The sequence below is a fragment of the Actinoplanes sp. NPDC000266 genome (assembly GCF_042899005.1).
In the GTDB taxonomy this organism is placed as follows: Bacteria; Actinomycetota; Actinomycetes; order Mycobacteriales; family Micromonosporaceae; genus Actinoplanes.
This window is the reverse complement of the sequence record NZ_JBIAZI010000006.1, coordinates 521,418-544,858: the sequence shown is the minus strand read 5'-3', so window position 1 is coordinate 544,858 and position 23,441 is coordinate 521,418. Positions and strand designations below refer to the sequence as shown.

At 70.9% G+C, this 23,441-nt stretch carries 19 protein-coding genes and 1 tRNA gene; 14 read left to right on the top strand and 6 right to left on the bottom strand.

Going from position 1 to position 23,441, the window contains the following annotated elements; genetic code table 11:
• Nucleotides 1-18: 18 nt before the first annotated feature.
• The 4 genes from ACFY36_RS26800 (at nucleotide 19) to ACFY36_RS26785 (ending at nucleotide 1,624) form a co-directional block, all read left to right on the top strand.
• Nucleotides 19-609, top strand: coding sequence for a type II secretion system F family protein (locus ACFY36_RS26800; protein WP_499748798.1), 591 nt, complete (start codon nucleotides 19-21; stop codon nucleotides 607-609).
• Nucleotides 610-703: 94 nt separating this feature from the next.
• Complete coding sequence (locus ACFY36_RS26795; RefSeq protein WP_499748797.1) at nucleotides 704-880, top strand: DUF4244 domain-containing protein; 177 nt, start codon at nucleotides 704-706, stop codon at nucleotides 878-880.
• A 25-nt stretch (nucleotides 881-905) separates the two neighbouring features.
• Nucleotides 906-1,268 (top strand): TadE family type IV pilus minor pilin, encoded by a 363-nt coding sequence (locus ACFY36_RS26790; protein WP_499748669.1) that lies wholly within the window; start codon nucleotides 906-908, stop codon nucleotides 1,266-1,268.
• A complete protein-coding gene (locus ACFY36_RS26785; protein ID WP_499748668.1) occupies nucleotides 1,265-1,624 on the top strand; it encodes an Rv3654c family TadE-like protein in 360 nt (119 codons plus the stop codon). The genes ACFY36_RS26790 and ACFY36_RS26785 overlap by 4 nt, the downstream gene beginning before the upstream one ends.
• A gap of 128 nt (nucleotides 1,625-1,752) precedes the next feature.
• Here ACFY36_RS26785 and ACFY36_RS26780 read toward each other — a convergent pair whose 3' ends face one another.
• Nucleotides 1,753-4,101: a DEAD/DEAH box helicase gene (locus ACFY36_RS26780; protein WP_499748667.1), complete on the bottom strand. Its 2,349-nt coding sequence runs from the start codon at nucleotides 4,099-4,101 to the stop codon at nucleotides 1,753-1,755.
• Nucleotides 4,102-4,243: 142 nt separating this feature from the next.
• Here ACFY36_RS26780 and ACFY36_RS26775 point away from each other — a divergent pair, with 142 nt between their 5' ends.
• From ACFY36_RS26775 to topA, 6 genes are all read left to right on the top strand, one after another.
• Nucleotides 4,244-4,603 (top strand): STAS domain-containing protein, encoded by a 360-nt coding sequence (locus tag ACFY36_RS26775; RefSeq protein ID WP_360260427.1) that lies wholly within the window; start codon nucleotides 4,244-4,246, stop codon nucleotides 4,601-4,603.
• A complete protein-coding gene (locus tag ACFY36_RS26770; protein WP_499748666.1) occupies nucleotides 4,600-5,040 on the top strand; it encodes an ATP-binding protein in 441 nt (146 codons plus the stop codon). Before ACFY36_RS26775 ends, ACFY36_RS26770 begins: the two co-directional genes overlap by 4 nt.
• 260 nt (nucleotides 5,041-5,300) lie before the next feature.
• Nucleotides 5,301-7,643, top strand: a complete 2,343-nt coding sequence (locus ACFY36_RS26765) for a sodium-translocating pyrophosphatase (protein ID WP_499748665.1) — start codon at nucleotides 5,301-5,303, stop codon at nucleotides 7,641-7,643.
• Nucleotides 7,644-7,695: 52 nt separating this feature from the next.
• The gene (locus tag ACFY36_RS26760) at nucleotides 7,696-8,226 is read left to right on the top strand and encodes a hypothetical protein (RefSeq protein ID WP_499748664.1); all 531 of its coding nucleotides are present in this window, start codon (nucleotides 7,696-7,698) and stop codon (nucleotides 8,224-8,226) included.
• A 1-nt stretch (nucleotide 8,227) separates the two neighbouring features.
• Nucleotides 8,228-8,998 (top strand): hypothetical protein, encoded by a 771-nt coding sequence (locus tag ACFY36_RS26755; protein WP_499748663.1) that lies wholly within the window; start codon nucleotides 8,228-8,230, stop codon nucleotides 8,996-8,998.
• Nucleotides 8,999-9,195: 197 nt separating this feature from the next.
• Nucleotides 9,196-11,979, top strand: a complete 2,784-nt coding sequence (gene topA, locus ACFY36_RS26750) for a type I DNA topoisomerase (protein ID WP_499748662.1) — start codon at nucleotides 9,196-9,198, stop codon at nucleotides 11,977-11,979.
• 1 nt (nucleotide 11,980) lies between these two features.
• Here the strand turns inward: topA and ACFY36_RS26745 are convergent, their stop codons facing one another.
• Nucleotides 11,981-13,282 (bottom strand): D-arabinono-1,4-lactone oxidase, encoded by a 1,302-nt coding sequence (locus ACFY36_RS26745; protein ID WP_499748661.1) that lies wholly within the window; start codon nucleotides 13,280-13,282, stop codon nucleotides 11,981-11,983.
• 137 nt (nucleotides 13,283-13,419) lie between these two features.
• Here ACFY36_RS26745 and ACFY36_RS26740 point away from each other — a divergent pair, with 137 nt between their 5' ends.
• Nucleotides 13,420-14,049, top strand: a complete 630-nt coding sequence (locus ACFY36_RS26740) for a TetR/AcrR family transcriptional regulator (protein ID WP_498693856.1) — start codon at nucleotides 13,420-13,422, stop codon at nucleotides 14,047-14,049.
• Nucleotides 14,050-14,056: 7 nt separating this feature from the next.
• On the opposite strand, the gene ACFY36_RS26735 is transcribed toward ACFY36_RS26740, so the two are convergent.
• A complete protein-coding gene (locus tag ACFY36_RS26735) occupies nucleotides 14,057-15,262 on the bottom strand; it encodes an amino acid deaminase/aldolase (RefSeq protein WP_499748660.1) in 1,206 nt (401 codons plus the stop codon).
• A gap of 193 nt (nucleotides 15,263-15,455) precedes the next feature.
• Between ACFY36_RS26735 and tmk the strand changes: the two genes are divergently transcribed.
• Nucleotides 15,456-17,633 (top strand): dTMP kinase, encoded by a 2,178-nt coding sequence (tmk, locus tag ACFY36_RS26730; protein ID WP_499748659.1) that lies wholly within the window; start codon nucleotides 15,456-15,458, stop codon nucleotides 17,631-17,633.
• Here the strand turns inward: tmk and ACFY36_RS26725 are convergent.
• Together ACFY36_RS26725 and ACFY36_RS26720 are read right to left on the bottom strand one after the other, a co-directional pair.
• The gene (locus ACFY36_RS26725) at nucleotides 17,630-18,274 is read right to left on the bottom strand and encodes a hypothetical protein (RefSeq protein WP_499748658.1); all 645 of its coding nucleotides are present in this window, start codon (nucleotides 18,272-18,274) and stop codon (nucleotides 17,630-17,632) included. The two genes, tmk and ACFY36_RS26725, sit on opposite strands and share 4 nt — an antisense overlap.
• Nucleotides 18,275-18,386: 112 nt before the next feature.
• A tRNA-Thr gene (locus ACFY36_RS26720) sits at nucleotides 18,387-18,460 on the bottom strand.
• A gap of 4 nt (nucleotides 18,461-18,464) precedes the next feature.
• Between ACFY36_RS26720 and ACFY36_RS26715 the strand changes: the two genes are divergently transcribed.
• Nucleotides 18,465-20,282, top strand: a complete 1,818-nt coding sequence (locus ACFY36_RS26715) for a metallophosphoesterase (protein ID WP_499748657.1) — start codon at nucleotides 18,465-18,467, stop codon at nucleotides 20,280-20,282.
• Between the two features lies 1 nt (nucleotide 20,283).
• On the opposite strand, the gene ACFY36_RS26710 is transcribed toward ACFY36_RS26715, so the two are convergent.
• Nucleotides 20,284-21,120 carry a PSP1 domain-containing protein gene (locus tag ACFY36_RS26710; RefSeq protein ID WP_499748656.1) on the bottom strand — a complete coding sequence of 279 codons (837 nt, stop codon included), beginning with the start codon at nucleotides 21,118-21,120 and terminating at the stop codon, nucleotides 20,284-20,286.
• Nucleotides 21,121-21,279: 159 nt separating this feature from the next.
• On the opposite strand from ACFY36_RS26710, the gene ACFY36_RS26705 reads away from it, so the two are divergent.
• Nucleotides 21,280-23,358, top strand: coding sequence for a hypothetical protein (locus ACFY36_RS26705; RefSeq protein WP_499748655.1), 2,079 nt, complete (start codon nucleotides 21,280-21,282; stop codon nucleotides 23,356-23,358).
• Nucleotides 23,359-23,441: the final 83 nt, after the last annotated feature.

Here is a 23,441-nt window from a genome sequence, read left to right as displayed (position 1 = left end):
CGGCGGCCGCTGTCGCCGGTGTGGGGCCGGGTGGCGACGGCGGCGGGCATCGCGGTCGCGGTGGCCGGATGTGTCGGCAGCTGGTGGGGGCTGCCGGTCGGAGCCGTCGCCGGAGTGGGGGCCGAGCGGCTTCTCCGGCGGCGTGAGCCGGCCGGGGTCCGGCGGGAACGACTCGCCGCGGCGGCCGACCTGCCGCTCGGGGCCGACCTGCTGGCGGCGGCGTTGCGGGCGGGCGCACCGGTCGACCAGGCGGTGGCCGCGGTGGCCGACGCCCTCGACGGCCCGTTGGGGGTCCGGCTGAGACGGACGGCGCGGTCGCTGCAGCTGGGCGCGGCGCCGGACGAGGCCTGGGCCCACCTGGCCGACATCGCCGGCGCTCACCGGCTGGTGGCGGCGGCGGTCCGTTCCAGCGCGAGCGGGGGAGCGCTCGCGGGGGCGTTGGCCCGGCTGTCCGGTGACCTGCGCGCCGGCCTGGCGGCCGAGGTGGAGGCGAGGGGCCAGCGGGCGGCGGTCCTGATCGTGCTGCCGCTCGGCGTGTGCTTCCTGCCGGCGTTCTTCCTGGCCGGCCTCGTCCCGATGATGACCTCCGTCCTCGGGGACGTGCTGTGACGTCCTCGTTCTGGCTCCGTGGCCGGCCATGTGTGGTGGCCGGCCGCGGTGATCGATGGTGAGAACACAACCGAAGGAGAACCACGTGCGCAAACTGATCGCGAACGTCGCCCGGCTGCGGGGCGAGGCCGCGGACGCCGGGATGAGCACCGCCGAGTACGCGGTCGGCACGCTGGCCGCCGTCGCGTTCGCCGGGATCCTGCTCAAGGTCGTCACCAGCGGCAACGTGCAGGCGGCGCTCGGCGCGGTCATCGATCGGGCCCTGAAGTGAGCGCGGTCATCGATCGGGCCCTGAAGTGAGACGGCGCCGGCGGTCCGGCCGCGATCGCGGGGCGTTCACGGCCGAGCTGGCGGCCGGGCTGCCGGCGCTCATGGTGCTGCTGGCGGCCGGCCTGACGGCCGTCAAGGCGGTGACGGCCCAGGCCCAGTGCGTGGCCGTGGCCCGGGACGCGGCCCTGGCCACCGCACGCGGCGAACCGGGACCGGGCGCCGGCGCCGGGCCACCGGGCGCGGTCGTCCAGATCAGCGGGGAGGGCGAGATGGTCACCGCTCGGGTGAGCGCCCCCATCCGCCTGCTGGGCGGCGGTCCGACGGTGATCACGGTGGAGGGTTCCGCGGTGGCCGCGCGCGAGCCGTCGGCCGTGGCTGGGCCCGGATGAGGGCCCGTGATCGAGGAGCCGCTTCGATCTTGCTGCTGGCGGTGGGACTCTGCCTCGTGGTGGCCGGGCTGGCCGGAGCGGCCGTCGGGTCAGCCTGGGTGGGGCGGCAGCAGGCGCGGACGGCGGCCGATCTCGGTGCGCTGGCCGGGGCGGCGGAGGCGATCTACGGGGAGGGGGTGGCCTGCGCGCGGGCGGGCCGGTTCGTCGCGGCCAACGGCGGGCGGATGACGTCCTGCGTGGTCACCGGGCTGGAGATCGTGGTGCGGGTGACGGTCGAGGTGGCGCCGATGGCCGGTTTCGTGGGGACGGCCGACGCCGCGGCCCGGGCGGGCCCGATCCAGGCGTTGCCGCCCTGATCGCAGCCGGGTGCGGGCGGGCTGGTCGTGACGGGCTGGGTGCGGCGGGCTGGCGCGGCGGGCTGGGTGCGGCGGGCTGGGTGCGGCGGGCTGGGTGCGGCGGGCTGGGCGAGCCGGCCTGATTGCTCTCAGGCGAGCTCGGCCGGAGTGGTGGTCAGGGCGGTGAGGACGGCGTCGAGGACCTGGACGGCGGCGGGCTTGTGGAGGGGGTTGTTGCCGTTGCCGCATTTCGGGGACTGGACGCAGGACGGGCAGCCGGTCTCGCAGGCGCAGGCGGCGATGGCCTCCCGGGTGGCGCTGAGCCAGTCGGTGGCGGTGGCGTAGGCGCGTTCGGCGAAACCGGCGCCGCCCGGGTGGCCGTCGTAGACGAAGACCGTGGGTGCTTCCGTGTCGGCGTGGTTCGCGGTGGAGAGGCCGCCGATGTCCCAGCGGTCGCATGTCGCGATCAGGGGGAGCAGGCCGATCGCGGCGTGCTCGGCGGCGTGCAGGGCGCCGGGCACGTCCGGTGGTTCCACGCCGGCCGTGGTCAGCGCCTCCGGTGTGATCGTGAACCAGACGGCCACCGTGCGCAGGTCGCGGACCGGGAGGTCGAGCGGCTTGGTGTCGATCACCTCGCCCGAGCCGGCGCGGCGGCGCTGGTAGGAGACCACCTGGCTGGTGACCTCGACGTCGCCCAGGAACAGGCTGATCGGGCCGGCGTCCACCCGGGAGCGGACGCCCAGCACCGCCACGTCCGTCACGTCGCGGGCGTGCGTCGACCAGTCCGGCTCCTCCTGGTGGACCAGCGCGATCGCGTCGTCCAGGTCGAGGTCGTCGACCACGAAGCTGACGCCCTGGTGCAGATAGACGGCGCCGGTGTGCAGCATCATGTGCGACGAACCCTGGTCGACCGTGCCCAGCAGCCGGCCGGTGGAGGCCTCCACCACCGAGACCGGGGCGCCGCCGGCGCCGCGCAGGTCCACGTCGGGGCGGCCCGGATGGGTCCAGTACCAGCCCGACGGGCGGCGGCGCAGCGCGCCCGAGGCGGTCAGGCCCTCCACCGCGGCGCGGGCCGGCTCGCCGCCGAACAGGGCCAGGTCGGCCTCGGTCAGCGGGGCCTCCGACGCCGCGCAGCAGAGTTGCGGGCCCAGGACGTACGGATTGGTGGGGTCGAGCACGGTGGCCTCGACCGGGCGGCCGAACAGGGCCGACGGGTGGTGCACCAGATAGGTGTCCAGCGGGTCGTCGCGGGCGACCAGCACGGCCAGGGCCTCCCCGCCCGCGCGGCCGGCGCGGCCCGCCTGCTGCCACAGCGACGCCCGCGTGCCGGGGTAGCCGCAGATCAGCACGGCGTCCAGGCCGACCAGGTCGACGCCCAGCTCCAGCGCGTTGGTCGAGGCCAGCGCCAGCAGCTCGCCCGAGAGCAGCGCCCGCTCGATCTGGCGGCGGTCCTCGCGCAGATATCCGGCGCGATAGGCGGCCACCCGGTCGCCCAGCCCGGGCACGGCCTCGTCGAGCTGCCGCCGGGTGATGGTCGCGACCACCTCGGCGCCGCGCCGGGAACGGATGAAGGCCAGCGTCCGGGTGCCGGCCGTGACGGCGTCGGTGAGCAGGTCGGCGGTCTCGCGCAGCGCGGACCGGCGTACCCGCGGAAGCTCGATCTCGTCGAAATCGGGGGAAGGGGAGGCGGCCGGCTGGAGCGGTGGCTCCCACAGGGCGAAGGTCATGGCGCCGCGCGGTGAGGCGTCCTCGGTCACCGCGGTCACCGGCAGGCCGGTCAGCCGGGAGGCGGCGTCGGCCGGATCGCCCGAGGTCGCCGAGGCCAGCACGAAGGTGGGAGAGCCGCCGTAGCGGGCCGCGGTGCGGCGCAGGCGGCGGATCACGTGGGACACATGGGAGCCGAAGACGCCTCGGTAGGCGTGGCACTCGTCGATCACCACGTACGTCAGGCGGCGGAGGAAGGACGCCCAGCGTGCGTGCCCTGGAAGCATCGCATGATGCAACATATCCGGATTTGTGAGTATCAGCCGGGAGTGCTGACGGATCCACTCCCGCTCCTCGCGTGAGGTGTCACCGTCGTATGTGGCCGGGCGCACCCCGGACAGGCCCAGCCGGGCCACCGCCCGCAGCTGATCCGCGGCCAGGGCCTTGGTCGGCGAGACGTAGAGCGCCGTCGCCCGCGGATCGTCCAGCAGCCGGGTGAGGGCCGGCAGCTGATACGCGAGCGACTTCCCCGAGCCGGTGCCGGTGGCGATCACCACGTGCGTTCCGGAGTGGGCCAGCGTCGCCGCCGAGGCCTGGTGTTCCCACGGCGACTTGATGCCGTGTGCGGTCAGGGCCGAGACTAGGTCGGCCGCGGCCCAGCCGGGCCACGGCGCCGCGCGTCCCACGCGCGCGGGCAACTTCTCGATGTGCGTGACCGGCGACTCCTCGGCTGATGAGTTGCGGGCCCTCAGCAGGTGCAGCAGCTCGGAGGGGCCGAAGGCGGTCGACGTCACGCACAGCACTGTGACACCGGAATGCCGCGAACCTCAAACGGGTACGACGGTGGGTGCCATGCGACGCCTGAATCCGGGCGGTGGTTAGATTCGCTGGGGAGATCGGCTGCCGGATCAGCGTGCCCCGCAGGGAGGAGGAGCGATGGAGCTGTCCCTTGCTACCCGGACCGTCGACGAGCACACGGTGCTCGAGGTCGGCGGCGAGGTCGACGTCTACACGGCTCCGAGGCTGCGGGAGCGCCTCGTCGAGCTGGTCGATTCGGGTGCGCGCAACGTCATCGTCGACCTCGGCGGCGTCGAGTTCCTCGACTCGACCGGCCTGGGCGTGCTGGTCGGCGCGATGAAGCGCCTCCGCGTGGCCAACGGAAAGTTCGGCCTGGTCTGTTCCAAGGAAGCGCTGCTGAAGATCTTCCGGATCACGGCGCTCGACCAGGTGTTCCCGATCTATCCCACGATCGAGGCGGCGACCCAGGACGGCGACGGCAGCGGTCCGACTTCGTGATGGCGACTGTTCGGCTGTCCTTCTCGCCCGCGCCGGTGCACGTCCGTACGGCCCGGCTGGTCGGCGTCGCCGTGGCCCGCCGTGCCGGCGTCGCCGAGGAACTGCTGGACGAGGTCCGGCTGGCCATCGGTGAGGCCTGCACGCGGGCCGTCGCCCTGCACAACCAGTACGGCCTGCCCGACCTGGTGACCGTCGAGATGTCTGATTCGGACTCCTACACGGTCCGGGTCATCGACCACGCCCCGATCGAGGCCAGCATCGGCTTGACCAAGCTGCCGCCGGACGAGCTGGCCGCCGAGACGCTGACCGACGAGGACCTCACCACCGGCGTCGGTTTCGCGCTGCTGGCCGGTTTCGTCGACGACCTGAAGGTCAGCCCGGTCGCGGACGGGACGGGCACCGAGGTCCGCATGGTGTGGCCCGTGCAGCGCAGATAGGGCATTTCGGACAAAGCCCCAGGGATAAACCAGCTTCTATACCCTATTTCTCGCCCGCTAACACAGCGGGAAACATCACCACGACACGGCCGGATCCGGGTGTGACCATCACCACGTCGGCCGATACAGTACGCGAGTTATCAACTACTGCTCCTGGTCCCGCGCCCGCGGGACCCGGTTGTCGTTCCCCTTAGAACGGGGATGCGCCCGGACGGTCTCGTCCGCTGACCCGGGCGCGGTCGGTGTACAGGAGGACATTGATGTCCGGGACCTCGTTAAGTGGTTCCAACGTCACGTTTGTCATCGTGGCGCTGGTATTCGCGCTCATCGCGCTCGGCTTCGCCGCCATGTTCGTCCAGTCGGTGCTCAAGGCCGGCCGGGGAACCAAGAACATGCAGGAGATCGCCGGGGCCGTGCAGGAAGGCGCGTCGGCGTACCTGTTCCGTCAGTTCAAGACCCTCGCCATCTTCGTGGTGATCGCGGTCGTTCTGCTCTTCCTCCTGCCGGTGCACGACACCGACAACGAGGTCTGGGTCAAGATCGGCCGTTCGCTGTTCTTCATCGTCGGCGCCGTCTTCAGCTCGTTCATCGGTGGCGCCGGCATGGCGCTCGCCACCCGGGCCAACCTGCGGGTGGCCGCGGCGGCCGGTGAGAACGGCGGCCGCGAGACCGCCATGGGCATCGCGTTCCGCACCGGTGGCGTGGTCGGCTTCCTCACCGTGGGCCTCGGCCTGTTCGGTGGCGCGCTGGTCGTGCTCATCTTCCGGGCGGACGCCCCGACAGTGCTCGAGGGCTTCGGCTTCGGCGCCGCGCTGCTCGCCATGTTCATGCGGGTCGGCGGTGGCATCTTCACCAAGGCCGCCGACGTCGGCGCCGACCTGGTCGGCAAGGTCGAGCAGGGCATCCCCGAGGATGACCCGCGCAACGCCGCGACCATCGCGGACAACGTGGGCGACAACGTCGGTGACTGTGCCGGCATGGCGGCCGACCTGTTCGAGTCGTACGCGGTGACCCTGGTCGCGGCGCTGATCCTGGGCCAGGCCGCGTTCGGCCAGGACGGCCTGATCTTCCCGCTGATCGTCTCGACGATCGGCGTGGTGATCGCGATCATCGGTGTCTTCATCACGCGCCTGCGCCCGAGCGACCGCAACGGCCTCACGGCGATCAACCGCGCGTTCTACATCTCCGCGGTGATCTCCGCGATCGCCGTCGCCGTGGTCACCTTCATCTACCTGCCCAGCACCTTCGCGGGCTTCGGTGACGACAGCATCGAGGCGGGCGTCGCCGCCAGCGGCCGCGACCCGCGCTGGGTCGCGATCGGCGCCGTGGTGATCGGCATCGTGCTGGCCGCCGCCATCCAGGCGCTGACCGGCTACTTCACCGAGACCAACAAGCGACCGGTGCAGGACATCGGCAAGTCGTCGCAGACGGGCGCGGCCACCGTCGTGCTCGCCGGCATCAGCGTCGGCCTGGAGTCCGCCGTGTACTCGGCGCTGCTGATCGGCGCCGGCGTCTACGGCGCCTTCCTGCTCGGCGGCACGTCGCTGACCCTGTCGCTGTTCGCCGTCGCGCTGGCCGGCATCGGCCTGCTCACCACGGTCGGCGTCATCGTCGCGATGGACACCTTCGGCCCGATCTCCGACAACGCGCAGGGCATCGCCGAGATGTCGGGCGACGTCGACGAGAAGGGCGCGCAGATCCTCACCGAGCTCGACGCGGTCGGCAACACCACCAAGGCGATCACCAAGGGCATCGCGATCGCCACGGCCGTGCTCGCCGCGACGGCGCTGTTCGGGTCGTACACCAACAGCCTGGCCACCTCGCTGGCCGACGCGGGCATCCGCCCGGACCAGGTCGGCAACGAGATCCTCGGCCTGCTGAACATCGCGAACCCGCGCAGCATCGTCGGCCTGCTGATCGGCGCGGCCGTCGTGTTCCTCTTCTCCGGCCTGGCCATCAACGCCGTCTCCCGCTCCGCGGGCGCCGTCGTGATGGAGGTCCGCCGCCAGTTCCGCGAGTTCCCGGGCATCATGGACCGCACCCAGCGGCCCGAGTACGGCCGGGTCGTCGACATCTGCACCCGTGACGCGCAGCGCGAGCTGCTCGCCCCCGGTGTGCTGGCGATCATGGCCCCGATCGCCGTCGGTTTCGGTCTCGGCGCCGGCGCGCTCGCGGCCTACCTGGCCGGCGCCATCGGCGCCGGCACGCTGATGGCGGTCTTCCTGGCCAACTCCGGTGGCGCCTGGGACAACGCCAAGAAGCTGGTCGAGGACGGCAACTTCGGCGGCAAGGGCTCCGAGGCGCACGAGGCGACGGTCATCGGCGACACTGTCGGCGACCCGTTCAAGGACACCGCCGGCCCGGCCATCAACCCGCTGCTCAAGGTGATGAACCTGGTGTCGCTGCTGATCGCGCCGGCGGTCGTGGCGTGGAGCATCGGCAGCGACCAGAACAACCCGCTGCGCATCACCATCGCGGTCGTCGCGGCGGCGATCGTGGTGGCCGCGGTCGTCTGGAGCAAGCGCAAGCCGATCTCGATGGGTGACGACACCCCGACCCCGGCGGCCGGCGACACCACGCCGACGGCCAAGGTCACGGCGTAACAAACCGTACGGGGCACTCGACCTTCGTCGGGTGCCCCGTACGCTGCTCTCCATGCGCCCGGCCCGACCCCTCGCACTGCTGGCTCTGCTCGCGCTCGTGACCCCTCTCGCCGCATGCTCCGGCGCGCACAGCGCGCGCGCCTGGGCGACCTCCGTCTGCACCACGCTCGAGCCGTGGCGCAGCGAGATCGGCTCGCTGGCCACCCGCACCCAGCAGCAGATGGAGACCGCCACCACGCCCAACCAGGCGAAGGAAAACCTCTCACGGCTCTTCGCCGGCGCCGAGGACGCGAGCGAGCGTGCCCGTGCCGGCGTGCAGAAGGCGGGAGTGCCCGACGTGGACGACGGTGAGAAGATCGCCGACGGTTTCCTCGGCTCGCTGTCGGCCATGCGCGACGCCTACGCGAAGGCCAAGGGCGGCATCGAGGGTCTGCCGACCGCGCCCGCCGAGTCCTTCTATCAACAGGTGACCCAGGTCGTCTCCCAGCTTCAGACCGACTACGAGGCGAGCGGCCTCGACACGAGCAAGCTCAACTCCCAGGAGCTGCAGGCCGCCTTCGACGAAGTGCCCGAGTGCCGGTGAGATGACCGAGACGGGGTGGCCGCTGATCCCGCGCGAGGTTCTGCCCGCGCCGGTCCCGGCTGCCAAGCGCCGGCCGGCGCAGCGTCCACCGGGGCAGACTTCCGAGTCGGGGAGGCAGCTCCCGATCTTCGGGGCCGAGACCACCGAGCCGTCGCCGGGCGACCTGGCCGGGCTGCTGGCCGGTCCGGGCCGGCTGGGCCGCATGGGCGGCACGGCCCGGGTGTCGGTGGTCGTGGACGCCGCCTGGCGGGTTCACGTGCTGGCCGCCGAGTTGGTCAGCCGGGGGCTGGTGGTCAACTGGCGCCCCGTGGAAACCTCCGAAACCGACAAATCCGGCGAGCCAGGGACGACGGCGCAGGAATCGGGCGACGATCAGCCGACCGAGGCGCAGATCACGGAAGTGGATGAGCCACCCGGGGCGAGACCCCGTTTCGAGGTGCTCACGGCGTACTCCCGGAGATTGAACGGTCTTGCACGGGCCTGGCCCGAGGTGGCCGCCGAGCTTTTTCTCAGCGGCCCCCGGCTGCGGCTCTGGGTCGCCGCCGCCGGTGAGCCCGTCCCGGGCGGATATGCGCTGGGTCTGGACCCGGGGAAGGATGCCGCGGAGATCGACGCGGCGCTGGTCCGAGCGGGTCTCGCGGGCCGGCTGTCGGAGGACGGACGGCAATATCTGATCAAGGGGAAGAGACGGGTCGCCCGGCTCGCCGAGCTGGTCGGCGAAAGGCCCCCGGCCGCGCCGGAAGACCTCTGGCCTCGGGGCGCGGGTGCGTGATCTTCCTGGATTGTGTCCGACACGACGGCATGTTCCCGGTGTACGGTGTCGCCGTCGGACGCGTGCGGTGGCCGGACCGTTACCATCCGACTTCGGGGTGCGGAGGGAATGGGAGCTCGTCCGGCGCGTTACGTTGAAAGTCTGTGCGCCCCGTCGGTCTGGATGGCGGGACGCTTAGTGCGAAGTGTGGGAGTGCCGTGCCGAGTGACGCCAGGACGACCCGTCTGGTCATCGTCGAGTCTCCGTCGAAGGCCAAGACGATCGCCGGTTACCTAGGCCCCGACTATTTTGTCGAGGCCTCGTTCGGCCATGTCCGTGACCTGCCCCGCAAGGCAGCCGACGTGCCCGCCAAATACAAGGGCGAGTCGTGGGCGCGCCTCGGCGTCGACGTCGACAACGGCTTCCACGCGCTCTACGTCGTCTCCCAGGACCGCAAGGCCCAGATCGCCAAGCTGCAGAAGCTGGCCAAGGAAGTGGACGAGATCTTCCTCGCCACCGATGAGGACCGCGAGGGCGAGGCCATCGCCTGGCACCTGGTCGAGACGATCAAGCCGCGGGTCCCGGTCAAGCGGATGGTCTTCCACGAGATCACCAAGCCGGCCATCCAGGCCGCCGTGGCCAACCCGCGCGAGATCGACCGCGACCTGGTCGACGCGCAGGAGGCCCGCCGCATCCTCGACCGCCTCTACGGCTACGAGGTCAGCCCCGTCCTCTGGAAGAAGGTCATGCCCGGCCTGTCGGCCGGGCGTGTCCAATCGGTGGCGACCCGCATCGTGGTCGAGCGGGAACGCCAGCGCATGGCGTTCCGCAGCGCGGAATATTGGGACATCCTGGCCACCCTGGCCGTTCAAGGCCAGATCGAGGGCCCGCGCAGCTTCAACGCCACCCTGATCGCGCTCGACGGCGACCGGATCGCCACCGGCAAGGACTTCGAGCCCACCACGGGCCAGGTCAAGCCGGGCGCCGGCGTGGTCCACCTCGACGAGACCGGCGCCCGGGGCCTCGCCGCCCGCCTCGACGACCGCCCGTTCACCGTCACCCGGGTCGAGGAGAAGCCGTACCGCCGCCGGCCGTACGCGCCGTTCATCACCTCGACGCTGCAGCAGGAGGCCGCCCGCAAGCTGCGGTTCTCCGCCTCGCAGACGATGCGCACGGCACAGAAGCTGTACGAGAACGGCTACATCACCTATATGCGTACCGACTCGGTCAACCTGTCGGAGACCGCGCTGACCGCGGCCCGCCGCCAGATCGCCGAGCTCTACGGTCCGTCGAACGTGCCGCCGCAACCGCGCCGCTACACCGGCAAGGTGAAGAACGCGCAGGAGGCGCACGAGGCCATCCGCCCCGCCGGCGACAACTTCCGGACGCCGGGCGAGGTTGCCAACGAGCTCTCCACCGACGAGTTCAAGCTGTACGAGCTGATCTGGCGGCGCACGATCGCGTCCCAGATGACCGACGCCGTCGGCAACTCGGTCAGCGTGCGGATCCGCGCCATCTCGACCGCGAACGAGGAGGTCGACTTCGCCGCCTCCGGCAAGACGATCACCGACCCCGGCTTCCTGCGGGCCTACGTGGAGTCCTCCGACGACGAGAACGCCGAGGCCGAGGACGCCGAGCGCCGCCTGCCGACCCTGGTCAAGGACCAGCCGCTGACCGCCGAGGAGCTGGCCGCGGTCGGCCACCACACCTCGCCGCCCGCCCGCTACACCGAGGCGTCGCTGGTCAAGGCGCTGGAGGAGCTCGGCATCGGCCGCCCGTCGACGTACGAGTCGATCATGCGGACGATCCAGGACCGCGGCTACGTCGAGAAGCGCGGCCAGGCGATGATCCCGACCTTCCTGGCGTTCGCGGTGATCGGCCTGCTCGAGGGCCACTACCCGCGCCTGGTCGACTACAACTTCACGGCCTCGATGGAGAGCCAGCTCGACGACATCGCCGGTGGCGACCACGCCGCGCTCGACTTCCTGACCTCCTTCTACTTCGGCAGCCAGACGCCGGGCGCGGACGACTCGATCGCCAAGGCCGGCGGCCTCAAGAAGATGGTCACCGAGAACCTGAGCGCGATCGACGCCCGCTCGGTCAACTCGATCCCGCTCTTCACCGACGAGCAGGGCCGCAACGTGGTGGTCCGGGTCGGCCGCTACGGGCCCTACCTGGAGCGCCGGCTGCCCGACGTCGACGAGGAGACGCAGGGCGACCGCGCCTCGCTGCCCGAGGGCATCGCGCCCGACGAGCTGACCCCGGAGAAGATCGACGAGCTCTATCTGGGCGGTGGCGGCGAGCGGTCGCTCGGCCAAGACCCGGCGACCGGCGGGGACGTCCAGCTGAAATCGGGGCGATTCGGTCCGTACGTCCAGAGCGGTGACCGCAAGTCCTCGCTGTTCAAGAGCCATGTGCCGGACGAGCTCACCCTCGAGCAGGCGCTCAAGCTGCTGACCCTGCCGCGCGTGCTGGGCGCCGACGCCGAGGGCAAGGAGATCTCGGCGGCGAACGGCCGCTACGGCCCGTACGTCAAGCGCGACACCGACTACCGGTCGCTGGAGAACGAGGACAAGCTCTTCACGGTCACCCTGGACGAGGCGCTGGCCCTGCTCGCGCAGCCCAAGACCCGGCAGCGCCGCGAGGCCAAGCCGCCGCTGCGCGAGATGGGTCCCGACCCGGTCACCGAGAAGCCCATGGTGATCAAGGAGGGCCGCTTCGGCCCGTACGTCACCGACGGCGAATACAACGCGTCGCTGCGCCGGGGGCAGACGCCCGAGGAGCTGACCGTCGAGCAGGCGTCCGAGATGCTCGCCGAGAAGCGCGCCAAGGGCCCGGCCCCGAAGAAGAAGGTGGCCAAGAAGGCCGCCGCCAAGACGGCCGAGCCCGCGGCCAAGAAGGCTCCGGCGAAAAAGGCCGCGCCCGCCAAGAAGGCGGCCGCGGCGAAGAAGGCAGCGCCGAAGAAGGCGGCCCCCAAGAAGGCCGCCGCTTCGGCGGAGTGATTCAGGCTCCGAGCACCCGGTCCAGATATTCGTTCGCGAAGACCCGGGCCGGGTCGAGCCGGTCCCGCACGGCCACGAAGTCGTCGAACTTCGGGTAGACCGGGCGGAGGTCCTCGGCCGTGCGGTAGTGCAGCTTCCCCCAGTGCGGACGCCCGCCCAGCGGCTGGCAGACGGCCTCCATCGCGCGGAAGTACGGCTCGTAGGTGACGCCGCTGTACTGGTGGACCGCGATGTAGGCGGACTCGCGGCCGTAGCCGTGGGAGAGCCACACATCGTCCGGGCCGGTGAAGCGCACCTCGACCGGGAACTGCACCTTGAACGGCAGCCCTTCGATGATCCGGGGCAGCGCGTCCAGCACTTCGGGGAGCGCCTCGCGCGGGACCTCGTACTCCATCTCGGTGAATCGAACCCGCCGCGGCGTGCAGAAGACCTTGTCGGAGCGCTCCGTGTAGGTGCGGGCGGTCAGCGCGCGGGCCGCGACCGACTGCACCGTCGGCACGATCGCCGGGACGGCCTTGCCGAGGCGGCAGACGCCCTGCCACACCGTGTTCGACAGGAACTCGTCGTCCAGCCAGCCCCGGAACGAGGACAGCGGCTGGTCGTGCGCGGGCACGCGATTGTTGCGCTTGAGCTGGGCCCTGTCGGTGTACGGATACCAGTAGAACTCGACGTGGTCGTTGCTCGGGATCCACTCGTCGAGCCCGGCCAGCACGTCGGCCAGCGCCATCGGCCGTTCGTCGGCCAGCAGCGTGAACGCGGGAACGCAGCGCAGCGTCACCTCGACGAGGATGCCGAGCGCGCCCAGCCCGATCCGCGCCGCCTGGAACAGCTCCTCGCCGGCGCCGATGGTGAGGACCTCACCCGACCCGTTGACAATCTTGACGCCTTCCACGCAGGACGCCAGCGTGCAGTGTGAGGCGCCGGTGCCGTGGGTGCCGGTGGAGATCGCGCCGGCTACCGTCTGCGCGTCGATGTCGCCGAGGTTCGGCATCGCCAGGCCGTGCTCGGCGAGAAGCGCGTTGAGCTTGGCCAGCGGCATGCCCGCCTGCACCGTGACTAGGTCCCCCTGCACCGAGATCAATTCGTTCAGACGGTGAAGCACCATTCGCTGATCATTTGCGACAGCGATGGCGGTAAATGAATGACCGCTGCCGACCGCTTTTACCTTGCGTCCGTTTCCCGACGCGTCCTTGACGTGGGCGGCCACCTCGTCGACAGTGCCAGGGGTCAGGACGTCGGCGGCGATGGCCTGCTGGTTGCCGCCCCAGTTGATCCAGCGGCGGGCGTTCAGGGGGGTCGTCATTATGGCTTTGTCCTCCGTACGAGCGCACAGTCGCACAAAACCGGGAAAGCGGCGTGTCCCGCGCGTCCCGTCGATGCCTCTCGCTCGTTGATCCGAGTAACGTTCCGATTATCACTGCTGAGAGGGAGTGGCGACGCGTGTCGACACCAACCGTCACCACCGGGCCCCTTCGCCGGGTTCCGGTGCAGGGCAGAAGCGTTGCCCGGGTCCAACGCATGCTCGACGCCTGCGCCGAGCTCGTCGACGAGGTCGGCTATGAGGGCCTGACCACGACGCTGCTCGCCGAGCGGGCCGAGGTCGCCATCGGCTCGGTCTACCAGTTCTTCCCCGACAAGCGGGCGATCGTCCAGGCGCTCGCCATGCGCAACATGGACGCCTACCTGCAGAGTCTGTCCGACCGCTTCGGCAGCGAGACCTTCGCCCACTGGTGGGACGGTGTCGACGCGGCCATCGACGCGTACATCGACATGCACCGCAGCGTGCCCGGCTTCCGCACCCTGCACTTCGGCGACGTGGTCGACGTGCACCTGCTCGACGTCGAGCGCGACAACAACGCGGTGATCGCCGACCGCCTGGCCGAGCTGCTGGTCGACCAGTTCCAGCTGATGGACCGGGCGCGGCTGCGGTTCGCGCTGCAGATCTCGGTGGAGGCGGCGGACGCGCTGATCAAGCTGGCGTTCCGGCGCGATCAGAACGGTGACGAGTCCGTGCTGACCGAAGCAAAGGCCCTGATCCGGGAGTACCTGCACCGCCATGTGACCAACTGAGCGGCGCTCACCCCAGGAAGGCATGGCCCTCCCCGCGGTAGGTCGGGGTCGGCGCGGCTGTCTCACCGTCGATCAGCTGAAGCTCGTTGACGTGCTCACACAGCTCGCCGGCCTTGGCGTGACGGAACCACACCCGGTCACCCGGCCGTAGCGTCGCCGCGGCGGGGCCGACCAGCGGCGTCTGCACCTCGCCGGGTCCCTCGTCGGGCTTGAACCTCAGGCCCTCCGGGAGATACGGGGTGGGCTGGCGGGACGTCTCGGCGGGCCCGGAGGCGATCCAACCGCCGCCGAGCACCGTGGCGATCTTCGGCGCGGGGCGCCGCACCACGCTGAGCGCGAAGAACGCGGCCGGGGTCGGCCGCCACGCGCTGTAGGCGTCGAACAGCGTCGGCCCGTACAGCCCCGAACCGGCGGTGACCTCGGTGACCGCCGGATCGGCGCCGGTCGCGGCCACGCTTCCGGTGCCGCCGCCGTTCACGTATTCGAGGTCGGCGTGCTCGCGGACGGCCTTCACGGCGGCCCCGCGGCGCTGGAGCAGCTCGGGGAACGACCTGGACTGCATCAGGCGGATCGCCCGGCCCTTCAGCGACTGTCCGGGCGGCAGGTCGCCCAGGCCGGCGATCTGCGCCTCGTACGACATCATCCCGACCAGCTGGAAACCCGGACGCTCGACCAACCGCCGGGCCAGAGCGCCGGCCTGGGCCGCGGAGTGCACAGGCGAACGGCGTACACCCAAATGAATTTGATTCGTCGGCCGCCAGGACGAGTCGAGGTCGAGGCAGAGCCGCACCGGCTCCGGACGGGCCGTCGGCGGCGTCACCTGGTCGACGATGTCGAGGTGACTGGGGTGGTCCACCATGATCGAGATGGCCGCGGCCAGGTCGGGCTGTGTGGTCAGCTCGCGCAGGGCGATCCGGTCGACCGTGGGGTACGCCACCAGGACGTCATCGGTCAGCCCTTCGCGCACGAGCCAGATCGCTTCGCCCAGGGTGTACGCCATGACGCCGTGCCAGCCGGGCTTGGCCAGCACCCGCTCCAGCAGCGCCCGGCAGCGCACCGACTTGCTGGCCACCCGCAGCGGCTTGCCGCCGGCGCGTGCCACCAACTGGGCGGCGTTGTCGTCGAAGGCGGCCAGGTCGACGGCGGCCACCGGCGTCTCGAGGTGCGCGGTGGCCCGGTCGAGCCGCTTCTGCAGGAGTGTGCGGTCGATCACGCGAGCAACTTAACGCGTGATGAAGGCAACGCGAAAGGCCTTCACTTTTTCGATACCCGAACGTGGGTGAACAGGGCGGTCGTGGCCGCCCGATAGAGTGCACCCTGCGGGGATCACGGGAGGTACGGCCATCGACACCGAAAAGCGGGAAACCGCGCCGGTAGACCTGTCGGGAGCGGCGGCCCTACGGTCCGTGCTGCGCATCCGGCCGTTCCGGCGACTCTGGCTCGTGCTCGGCCTCGCCTCCTTCGGCGACTGGATCGGCCTGCTCGCCACCGGCATCTTCGCCGCCGCCCAGTTCCAGAGCAGCGCCGGGCAGGGTGCGGCCTTCGGCGGCACCATCGCCGTCCGCCTGCTGCCGGCCCTGCTGCTCGGCCCGATCGCCGGTGTCTTCGCCGACCGGTTCGACCGGCGCTACACCATGGTCATCACCGACCTGATCCGTTTCGTCTTCTACGGCTCGATCCCGCTGGTGCCGCTGCTGGGCGGCTCACCCGGCGTCACCGTGGCCTGGGCCGCCATCGCCACCTTCATCGGCGAGACGATCACGCTGATCTGGATCCCGGCCAAGGAAGCCGCGGTGCCCAACCTCATCCCGAAATCGCGGATCGAGGTCTCCAACCAGCTCACCCTGGTCACGACGTACGGCATCACGCCGATCCTGGCCGCCCTGGTCCTCTCGGCGCTGACCGCCGGCGTACAGCAATCAGGGGTGACCCTGCCCGACTGGGCCGAGCCGGTCCAGCTGGCGCTCTACCTGAACGCGATCTCGCGGCTGGTCACCGCGCTCACGGTCTTCTTCGGCATCAAGGAGATCGGCGGCAAGAGCGAGGAACGCCAGCGCGAGGCCCAAGAGCAGAGCATGGTCCGCCAGTTCCTCGACGGCTGGAAATACATCGGCGGCACGCCTCTGGTCCGTGGCCTGGTCCTGGGCATCTTCGGCGCGTTCGCGGCCGGCGGCATCGTGATCGGCGCGGCCAAGACCTTCGCGACGTCCCTTGGCGCCGGTGAAGCGGCGTTCTACCTGCTCTTCGGCACCATCTTCATGGGCCTGGCGCTCGGCATCGGCCTCGGCCCGATGATCATCCGCGAGCTCTCCCGCCGCCGCTGGTTCGGCATGAGCATCGTCCTGGCCAGCGGCTCGGTGATGTTCCTGGGCGTGGCCTTCCACCTGTCGATGGCCCTGGTCGGCGCGCTGCTGGTCGGCGCCGGGGCCGGCATGGCGTTCCTGGCCGGCACGACGCTGCTCTACGGCGAGGTCGACGACGCGGTCCGCGGCCGGGTCTTCGCGGTGGTCCAGATCGGCGTACGGATGGTGCTGCTCCTGGCCATCACCCTGGCCGGCTTCCTGGTCGGCCTGGGCAGCTCCCGCCGCGTCGACCTGGGCGCGTTCAGCATCGACGTGTCCTTCACCCGCGTGCTGCTGCTGGTGGCGGGCGCGGCCGGGGTGGCGGTCGGCATCAGCTCGTTCCGCCAGATGGACGACAAGCGCGGCGTCCCGGTGCTGGCCGACCTGTGGGGCTCCATCCGGGGCCGTCCGCTGTCGCCGGACGAGCAGTTCGTGCGCAGCGGCGTCTTCGTGGTCTTCGAGGGCGGCGAGGGCGCGGGCAAATCGACCCAGGTACGCCGCCTGGCCGCCACCCTCGAGGCGGCGGGCCACGACGTGGTCGTCACCCGCGAGCCCGGCGCGACAGACGTCGGCGCCCGCATCCGGCGCCTGGTCCTCGACAAGGGCGACGCCCCGTCGGCGAGGGCCGAGGCGCTGCTGTACGCGGCCGACCGGGCCCATCACGTGGCGACGGTGGTCCGTCCCGCCCTGGCCCGGGGAGCGGTGGTGATCAGCGACCGGTACGTGGACTCGTCCCTGGCCTACCAGGGCGCCGGCCGCACCCTCCCGGTCGCCGAGATCTCCTGGCTGTCCTCCTGGGCTACCGGAGGCCTGAAGCCCGACCTGGTGGTCCTGCTCGACGTCGACCCGACAGTGGGCCTGGGCCGGGTCGACTCCAGGGGCGAGGGAGCGGACCGCCTGGAGAGCGAGTCCCGTTCCTTCCACGAGCGGGTCCGCTACGCCTTCCTCGACCTGGCCGCGGCCGACCCGCGCCGCTACCTGGTCCTGGACGCCGCCCGCCCACCGGAGGAGATCGGCACGGCGGTGAGCGACCGCCTGACCCCGCTCCTGGCCGGCGACGGCGTGCACCCGGCCCCCGCCTCGACGGCGGTCCCACCGGCTCCCGACTTCGAGGCCCCCGACCTGATCGCGGCCGACCACCCGCATCCGGAGGAGCCTCCGCTGGAGGAAATGGCCGAGCTGCTGGGCGTCAACGACGACGAGACCCCGGACGGCCCCACCCGCAGCCGGCGCATCGGCTAGCGAGGCTCACGCTCAGCCAGTGCCCGCCGGACACCACGAGCCATCCGCCGCGAGGCGTTGGGCTGGTCGATGAGGCCGAGCACTTCGGTCTCGCTGAGTTCCGCCCGCCGAGCCAACGCCAGAGCGGCCGCGAAGGGACGTTCGCCCGGCTGATTGAGCAGCGCACGGACCTCGCGCAACGTCCCCAACAGGGTGGACCGATCCGCGTTGTGGTGCCGGGCTATCGCGAGCAGGACGCTGTTCCGGGTCCACCGGTCCAGCCCGTCGAGAGAGACAGCGGCGAGCGTGGTGGCGTCGGCGCGCGGAGACCGGGCGACAGCGCTACGAACGAACGAGAACGGGTTCCGGCCCAGCTGCCGCAAGCCTTCTTGATCAATCCGCGGATCATTGACGAGGTCGCGGTAGTCGACCGGCGTGCGCTCATGAGGCAACAGCTCATAGATGTCGACCACCTGGGCATCGTGCCACGCACCTGCCCACTCCAGCGCTGCCACCGCAGCGAGAACCGCGGATACCCCCTCGCTCTCCCCGACACCTATTTTGAACGCCGTATCACCGTAGAGCCCCAGGGAAGCGATGTAGCTCCAGGAGCGTCCGTTCAGGTCTGGGATCGCCAGTCGTTCGGGGAGGAGTACCTCCACAAGTTGCCGGTCACCTGGGACCCTGAGGTACACCTTTGATCTTGGTGGGAGACACGAAGAAGGCCCCGTTCCTGGGGTGTTATCCCAGTCCACGGGGCCTTCGTGTTACCCGAGCCGCCTGACGGAATCGAACCGTCGACCTACGCATTACGAGTGCGTCGCTCTAGCCGACTGAGCTAAGGCGGCAACGATGACCAATCGTACGCCATCGGTTCGGCCCGGGTTCGGCGGGTCCGCTGTAAACGGGGGAGCGAATCTGTCGTACGACGGGACTACTGTGCCTGGCGTGACCGACGATCACCCGCAGCCGGCCCCTCAGGGGCAGGTCGTGCCGCGCCGGCCGACCAGCATGGATCCTCGTGAGCTGGGCTTCGAGCCCAAGCGCCCGGTGGGCTGGCTCGCGCCGTTGTTGCTGCTCAGTACGGGTCTGCGGGCCCTTCTGGCGATCCTCTTCGGTGCCTATCTGGACAAACGCGAGCTCCAGAACTCGCTCGACGGCGGCTGGTTCGACCACTCCAAGACGGCCGACGGGGAGCTGTGGCTCGACTACGTGGCCGATCTCGGCGACGGCTTCCACGCCACCTATTCGGTGGCCTGGCTGCTGGCCCAGCCGACCCTCCAGGTGGGTGACGCGACGCTGCCGCGCGGGCGGCTGCTGCTCATGGGTGGCGATCAGGTCTACCCGCTGGCCAGCGGCGACGGCTACGAGAGCCGGATGAAGGGTCCCTACCGGGCGGCGCTGCCCGAGCCGCCGGCCGAGGGGCACCGGCCGACCCTGTTCGCCCTGCCCGGCAACCACGACTGGTACGACGGGCTGACGGCGTTCCTGCGGCTGTTCGCGCGGCGCAAGGACGGGCACATCGGCGGGTGGCGCACCGAGCAGCGGCGGTCGTACTTCGCGGTCAAGCTGCCCTCGGACTGGTGGCTGTTCGCGATCGACGAGCAGTTCGGGGCGTACATCGATGATCCGCAATTGCTGTATTTCGAGAAGGCGGCGCGTGACCTCGGCCCGGAGGACCGGGTCATCCTCATGACGCCGTCGCCCAAGTGGGTGAAGGCGGCCGACGACCCGAAGGACTACGACGCGATCGACTACTTCGTGCGGACGATCATCGCGCCCCGCAAGGCGACGGTCCGGGTGATGGTCTCGGGCGACCTGCACCACTACGCGCGCTACGGCGACGACGACCGGCAGCTGATCACCTGCGGCGGTGGAGGGGCCTATCTGCTCGGCACGGCCCAGCTGCCCGACGAGATCGTGGTGCCGCCCGAGGGCACGCTGACCCGCAACCGCAGCGTGAGCCACACCTACCCGTTCCAGAAGGCCTTTCCCGACGCGGCCGCGTCGCGGCGGATGGGCTGGGGCGTGTTCCACCGGGTCACGACCCGCAACGCCGGCTTCGCCACCATGCTCGGCATCATCACCACGCTGACCATGCTGGCGATGGCCGGCGCGGTCGTCCAGGACGACATCTTCAAGCGGCTGTTCAGCATTCCGCTGGTCTTCATGCTCGCGGTGATCCTGGCCGGCGCGGTGCTGTTCGCCCAGCCGCCCGGCGCCGACAAGCCGAAACACGCACGGCACTGGATCCTCGGGCTGCTGCACGGCTTCGCCCAGATAGCGCTGGCCGCCGGCGGCACGTGGCTGTGGCTGCGGCTGCCGTTCCACGAGTGGTCCTGGCCCGGTCCGCTGGTGGTCGCGGCGGTGCTCTACCTGCCGGTCGGCGGATTCGTGGCCACCCAGGTGTGCGCACTCTATCTGCTGATCGCCGGCCGCTTCGACGTGAACGTCAACGAGCTCTTCGCCGGTCAGGGCATCGAAGACGCGAAAAGCTTCCTACGGCTGCACATCGACCGCGACGGCACGCTCACCATCCACCCGATCGGCGTCGACAAGATCAGCCGCAAGTGGGAGGCCGATCCGCAGGGCGCCCCGGACGCCTCATGGCTGCGCCCGGCCGAGCCACTGGTGGCCCGGCTCATCGAGGAGCCGGTCAGGGTGCGGTGAATCAGCCGTACTGCTCGTCGTGGGCCTGGCGGGGCCCACAGACCGAGGCACGGCTGCACGAGCAGCGGGAACCGTCGGCGTCGAGGCGGACGACCACGGAGTCCTTGGGCACGCTGTGCGCGACGACGCGGCCGTCGCCCTCGGGGGTGGTGACCCGGCTGCCGATCGTGGGCGCCGACGCCTGGAACCTCTGGTACAGAGGATGTTCGTATTTGAGGCAGCACATGAGCCGGCCGCAGGCGCCCGAGATGCGCAGCGGGTTGAGCGGCAGGTCCTGGTCCTTGGCCATGCGGATGGTGACCGGCTCGAAGTCGGTCAGGAAGGTCGCGCAGCAGAGATCGCGGCCGCAGGAGCCGATGCCGCCCTGCACCCGGGCCGAGTCGCGCGCCGAGAGCTGGCGCAGCTCGACCCGGCAATGCAGGGTGGCGCCGAGATCGCGCACGAGAGACCGGAAATCGACCCGGTGGGGTGCCGTGAAATAGATCGTCGTGCGGGCGCTGTTGCCGCCGGTCTGATCCAGCACGTGATCGACGGCGACGACCTTCATCGGCAGCTCGTGCGCCTTGATCAGCTTTTTGGCGGCGACCTTGGCCTCGGCCTTGCGTTTGCGCAGCAACTCGTCGCGGCGCAGATCGTTGTCGTCGGCGATGCCGGCGACCTTCGGGAAGCCCGAGGTCTCCTCGCTCACCCACTGCGCCGCCCAGACGCACTCCGCCACCTCGGGGCCGTCGTCCGTGGGCACCAGCACACGGTCGCCGACCTGGGGCGAGAACTCGCCCGGGTCGAGGTAGTAGAGGCGGCCGTACCGGTTGAAGCTGACCGCGCACAGCATGCCCATGGTCACCACCCTACGACTTCCCCAAGCGCGCACCAAATGCCGGTTTTGGGCTACCCGGCAGGGTTGTCGCATAGATGCGGCACAACCGCCCCAATCGACCGTCGTTGGGCAGACCCGTAGACGTTGCTCAACACGGAACACTTCGGGAGGGAACTACCCATGACGCCCGCCAGATCGCTGGCCGCCAGTGTCGTCGCGCTCGGTTTCACGGGTGCTCTCAGCGCCCCGCTGCCCGCGTTCGCCGCTCCCGCACCGTGCGAGCGGGCCGAGAGCTACGCGGCCCAGTCCGGCGCCGAGCTGCTGCGCATCGAGAAGCTCGCCGTGCAGGTTCCCGAGGTGCGCTACAAGAAGCCGAAGACGGAGAGCGCCCGGGACACCGGCGCGGCGGCTCGGGTGTTGGGTGCTGTGGACGACCCGATCGCCGACCCGGAGGACAGCGACACCCTCAGCGAGGGCATCGGCATGCTGGGTACGGCCGTGCTGGGCTCGCTGACCCCGCGCCCGAAGGTCAAGGCGGGCACCGACGGCGAGGCCGACGTGGTCACCCCGGCCAACGAGGTCACCGGCCGTCTGGGCGAGGCCGCCGAGCATGGCGGGAGCCTCGTGGATGGACTGACGGCGGCGGGGAGTGCCTCGGGCGGAGGCGGTGCCGGAGGGCCGGTGCAGGGCGAGATCACGAAGTCGCGGGGGATGGCGGCGGCGCGGGATCCCGGGTTGGGCGACGCCGCCTCCGGCAGCGCGAGTGGCTCGGGGGTCAAGGGCAGCGGTGACGCGGACGGCGGTGACGCGGACGGCGGTGACGAGGACGGTTTGGGCGCGAACGGCGCTGGCCGTAACGCGGGCGACGGTGACGTGGGCGGTTCGGGTGCGAACGGTGCCGGGGACGACAACGACGGTGTCGCGGGCGACAGTGACGGTGTTGCGGTCGGCGCCGGCGAGGATGGCGCCAAGAAGGATGAATCTGGCGACGAGGGCGATGCCGGCTCCAACTCGGGCTCAAGTGATGGTGACGAGGCGCGGAAGGGTGCGGTCGCGGAGAGAGGCAAGACCGCGACGCTGTCCGATGTGGGTGTTGGTGAGACCCGGACTGCGATGATCGCTGAGGCCAAGGTGTCGTCGGCGGCCTATGGACGGCTGCTGGACGGGCAGGCCCAGGGCAGCGGCGGGCTGAGCAAGCCGCTGCTTCAGAAGGCGCCGCCCACCAACCCCGAGGCGGCGCGCCGGGCCACGTCGGCCGGCAAGGCGGGGCCGCTGAAGCTCGGTGCTGGGCAGATGAAGGCGCACGCGCGGTGGGAAGCCGGCATGGCCTGTGGTCGTGCCGTGGGTGAGACGACCCGTTCGGAGGCCGGGGTGACGAGCCTGCGGTTGTTGGACGGGCTTGTCCGCGTACCGGAGAAGCTCTCGAGCGAAAGCACGACGGCGCTGGAGCCAAGCGGCGACGCGGCCCGGTCGGTGGCCTCGTCCACCGTGAAGGCGGGCCGGATCGAGCTGGCCGGTGGCAAGGTCCTGGTGCGCGTGCTGCGGCCGCCGGCGCTGACCACCTCGATGTCGGCCGCCGAGGGTGGCAAGGTCGTCTACCGTCCGGCCCTGGTGGAGGTCTCTGGCGACGGCATCGCCACGAAGCGGCTGGAGGCGCCGGGCGACCACGCCGACATCACGCTGACTCCGCAGCGCCACGCGACCGAGTCCGTGCCGCTGAGCCGCCTCTCCGACCTGACCGCGCTGGGCAAGGGCGGACGGTTGCCGGTTCCGGCGGTGCCGGGACTGCCCCCGGTGGCCGCAGCGCCCGGTCTGCCCCCAATGACCGCGCCGAAGGGTGGGGCCACCGCACCGAAGACGGAGACCGAGTCAGGCACGAATGTCGGCACTCGCCTGCGCGTCTCGCTCGGCGACGTCCGGCATGCGACGAAGGGCACCGCCATCGCGGCCCGTGCCACGGCCGTCAAGGTCTCCCTGGTCCAGGCCACCGCGGCCAAGCACGGCACGAAGGACCGGGGTAAGCCCGGCTACGGCCCGCAGGTCAGGACCACTTTGGACATGGCTTTCGGCGTGCTGGAATCCGCCGCGGTCTCACCCTCGGCCGGTCAGCCCGCCGGGGCCGGGGCCGGCGGCGCCGGTGGCGGCCTTCCGGTGACCGGCCCGCGCCTCGACCGTCTGGCCATGGCCGGTGGAACTCTGCTGGTGGCCGGCATCGCCGCGGTGGCCGTGACCATGCGCCGCCGTCGCTCGCGGCACTGATGATCCGGAACCGGCGTCGACCGTATGGAGACTTGTCGATCTCCTGACGGATGAGTCGCGGACGACGGACGTCCGGTCCTGCT

Bases quoted from the DNA above. Each gene is read 5' to 3' on its own strand.
- ACFY36_RS26785 (WP_499748668.1), top strand. From the start codon at position 1,265: ATGAGGGCCCGTGATCGAGGAGCCGCTTCGATCTTGCTGCTGGCGGTG.
- ACFY36_RS26775 (WP_360260427.1), top strand. From the start codon at position 4,244: ATGGAGCTGTCCCTTGCTACCCGGACCGTCGACGAGCACACGGTGCTC.
- ACFY36_RS26765 (WP_499748665.1), top strand. From the start codon at position 5,301: ATGTCCGGGACCTCGTTAAGTGGTTCCAACGTCACGTTTGTCATCGTG.
- ACFY36_RS26760 (WP_499748664.1), top strand. From the start codon at position 7,696: ATGCGCCCGGCCCGACCCCTCGCACTGCTGGCTCTGCTCGCGCTCGTG.
- ACFY36_RS26755 (WP_499748663.1), top strand. From the start codon at position 8,228: ATGACCGAGACGGGGTGGCCGCTGATCCCGCGCGAGGTTCTGCCCGCG.
- ACFY36_RS26745 (WP_499748661.1), bottom strand. From the start codon at position 13,282: ATGACGACCCCCCTGAACGCCCGCCGCTGGATCAACTGGGGCGGCAAC.
- ACFY36_RS26715 (WP_499748657.1), top strand. From the start codon at position 18,465: ATGACCAATCGTACGCCATCGGTTCGGCCCGGGTTCGGCGGGTCCGCT.
- ACFY36_RS26710 (WP_499748656.1), bottom strand. From the start codon at position 21,120: ATGGGCATGCTGTGCGCGGTCAGCTTCAACCGGTACGGCCGCCTCTAC.
- ACFY36_RS26705 (WP_499748655.1), top strand. From the start codon at position 21,280: ATGACGCCCGCCAGATCGCTGGCCGCCAGTGTCGTCGCGCTCGGTTTC.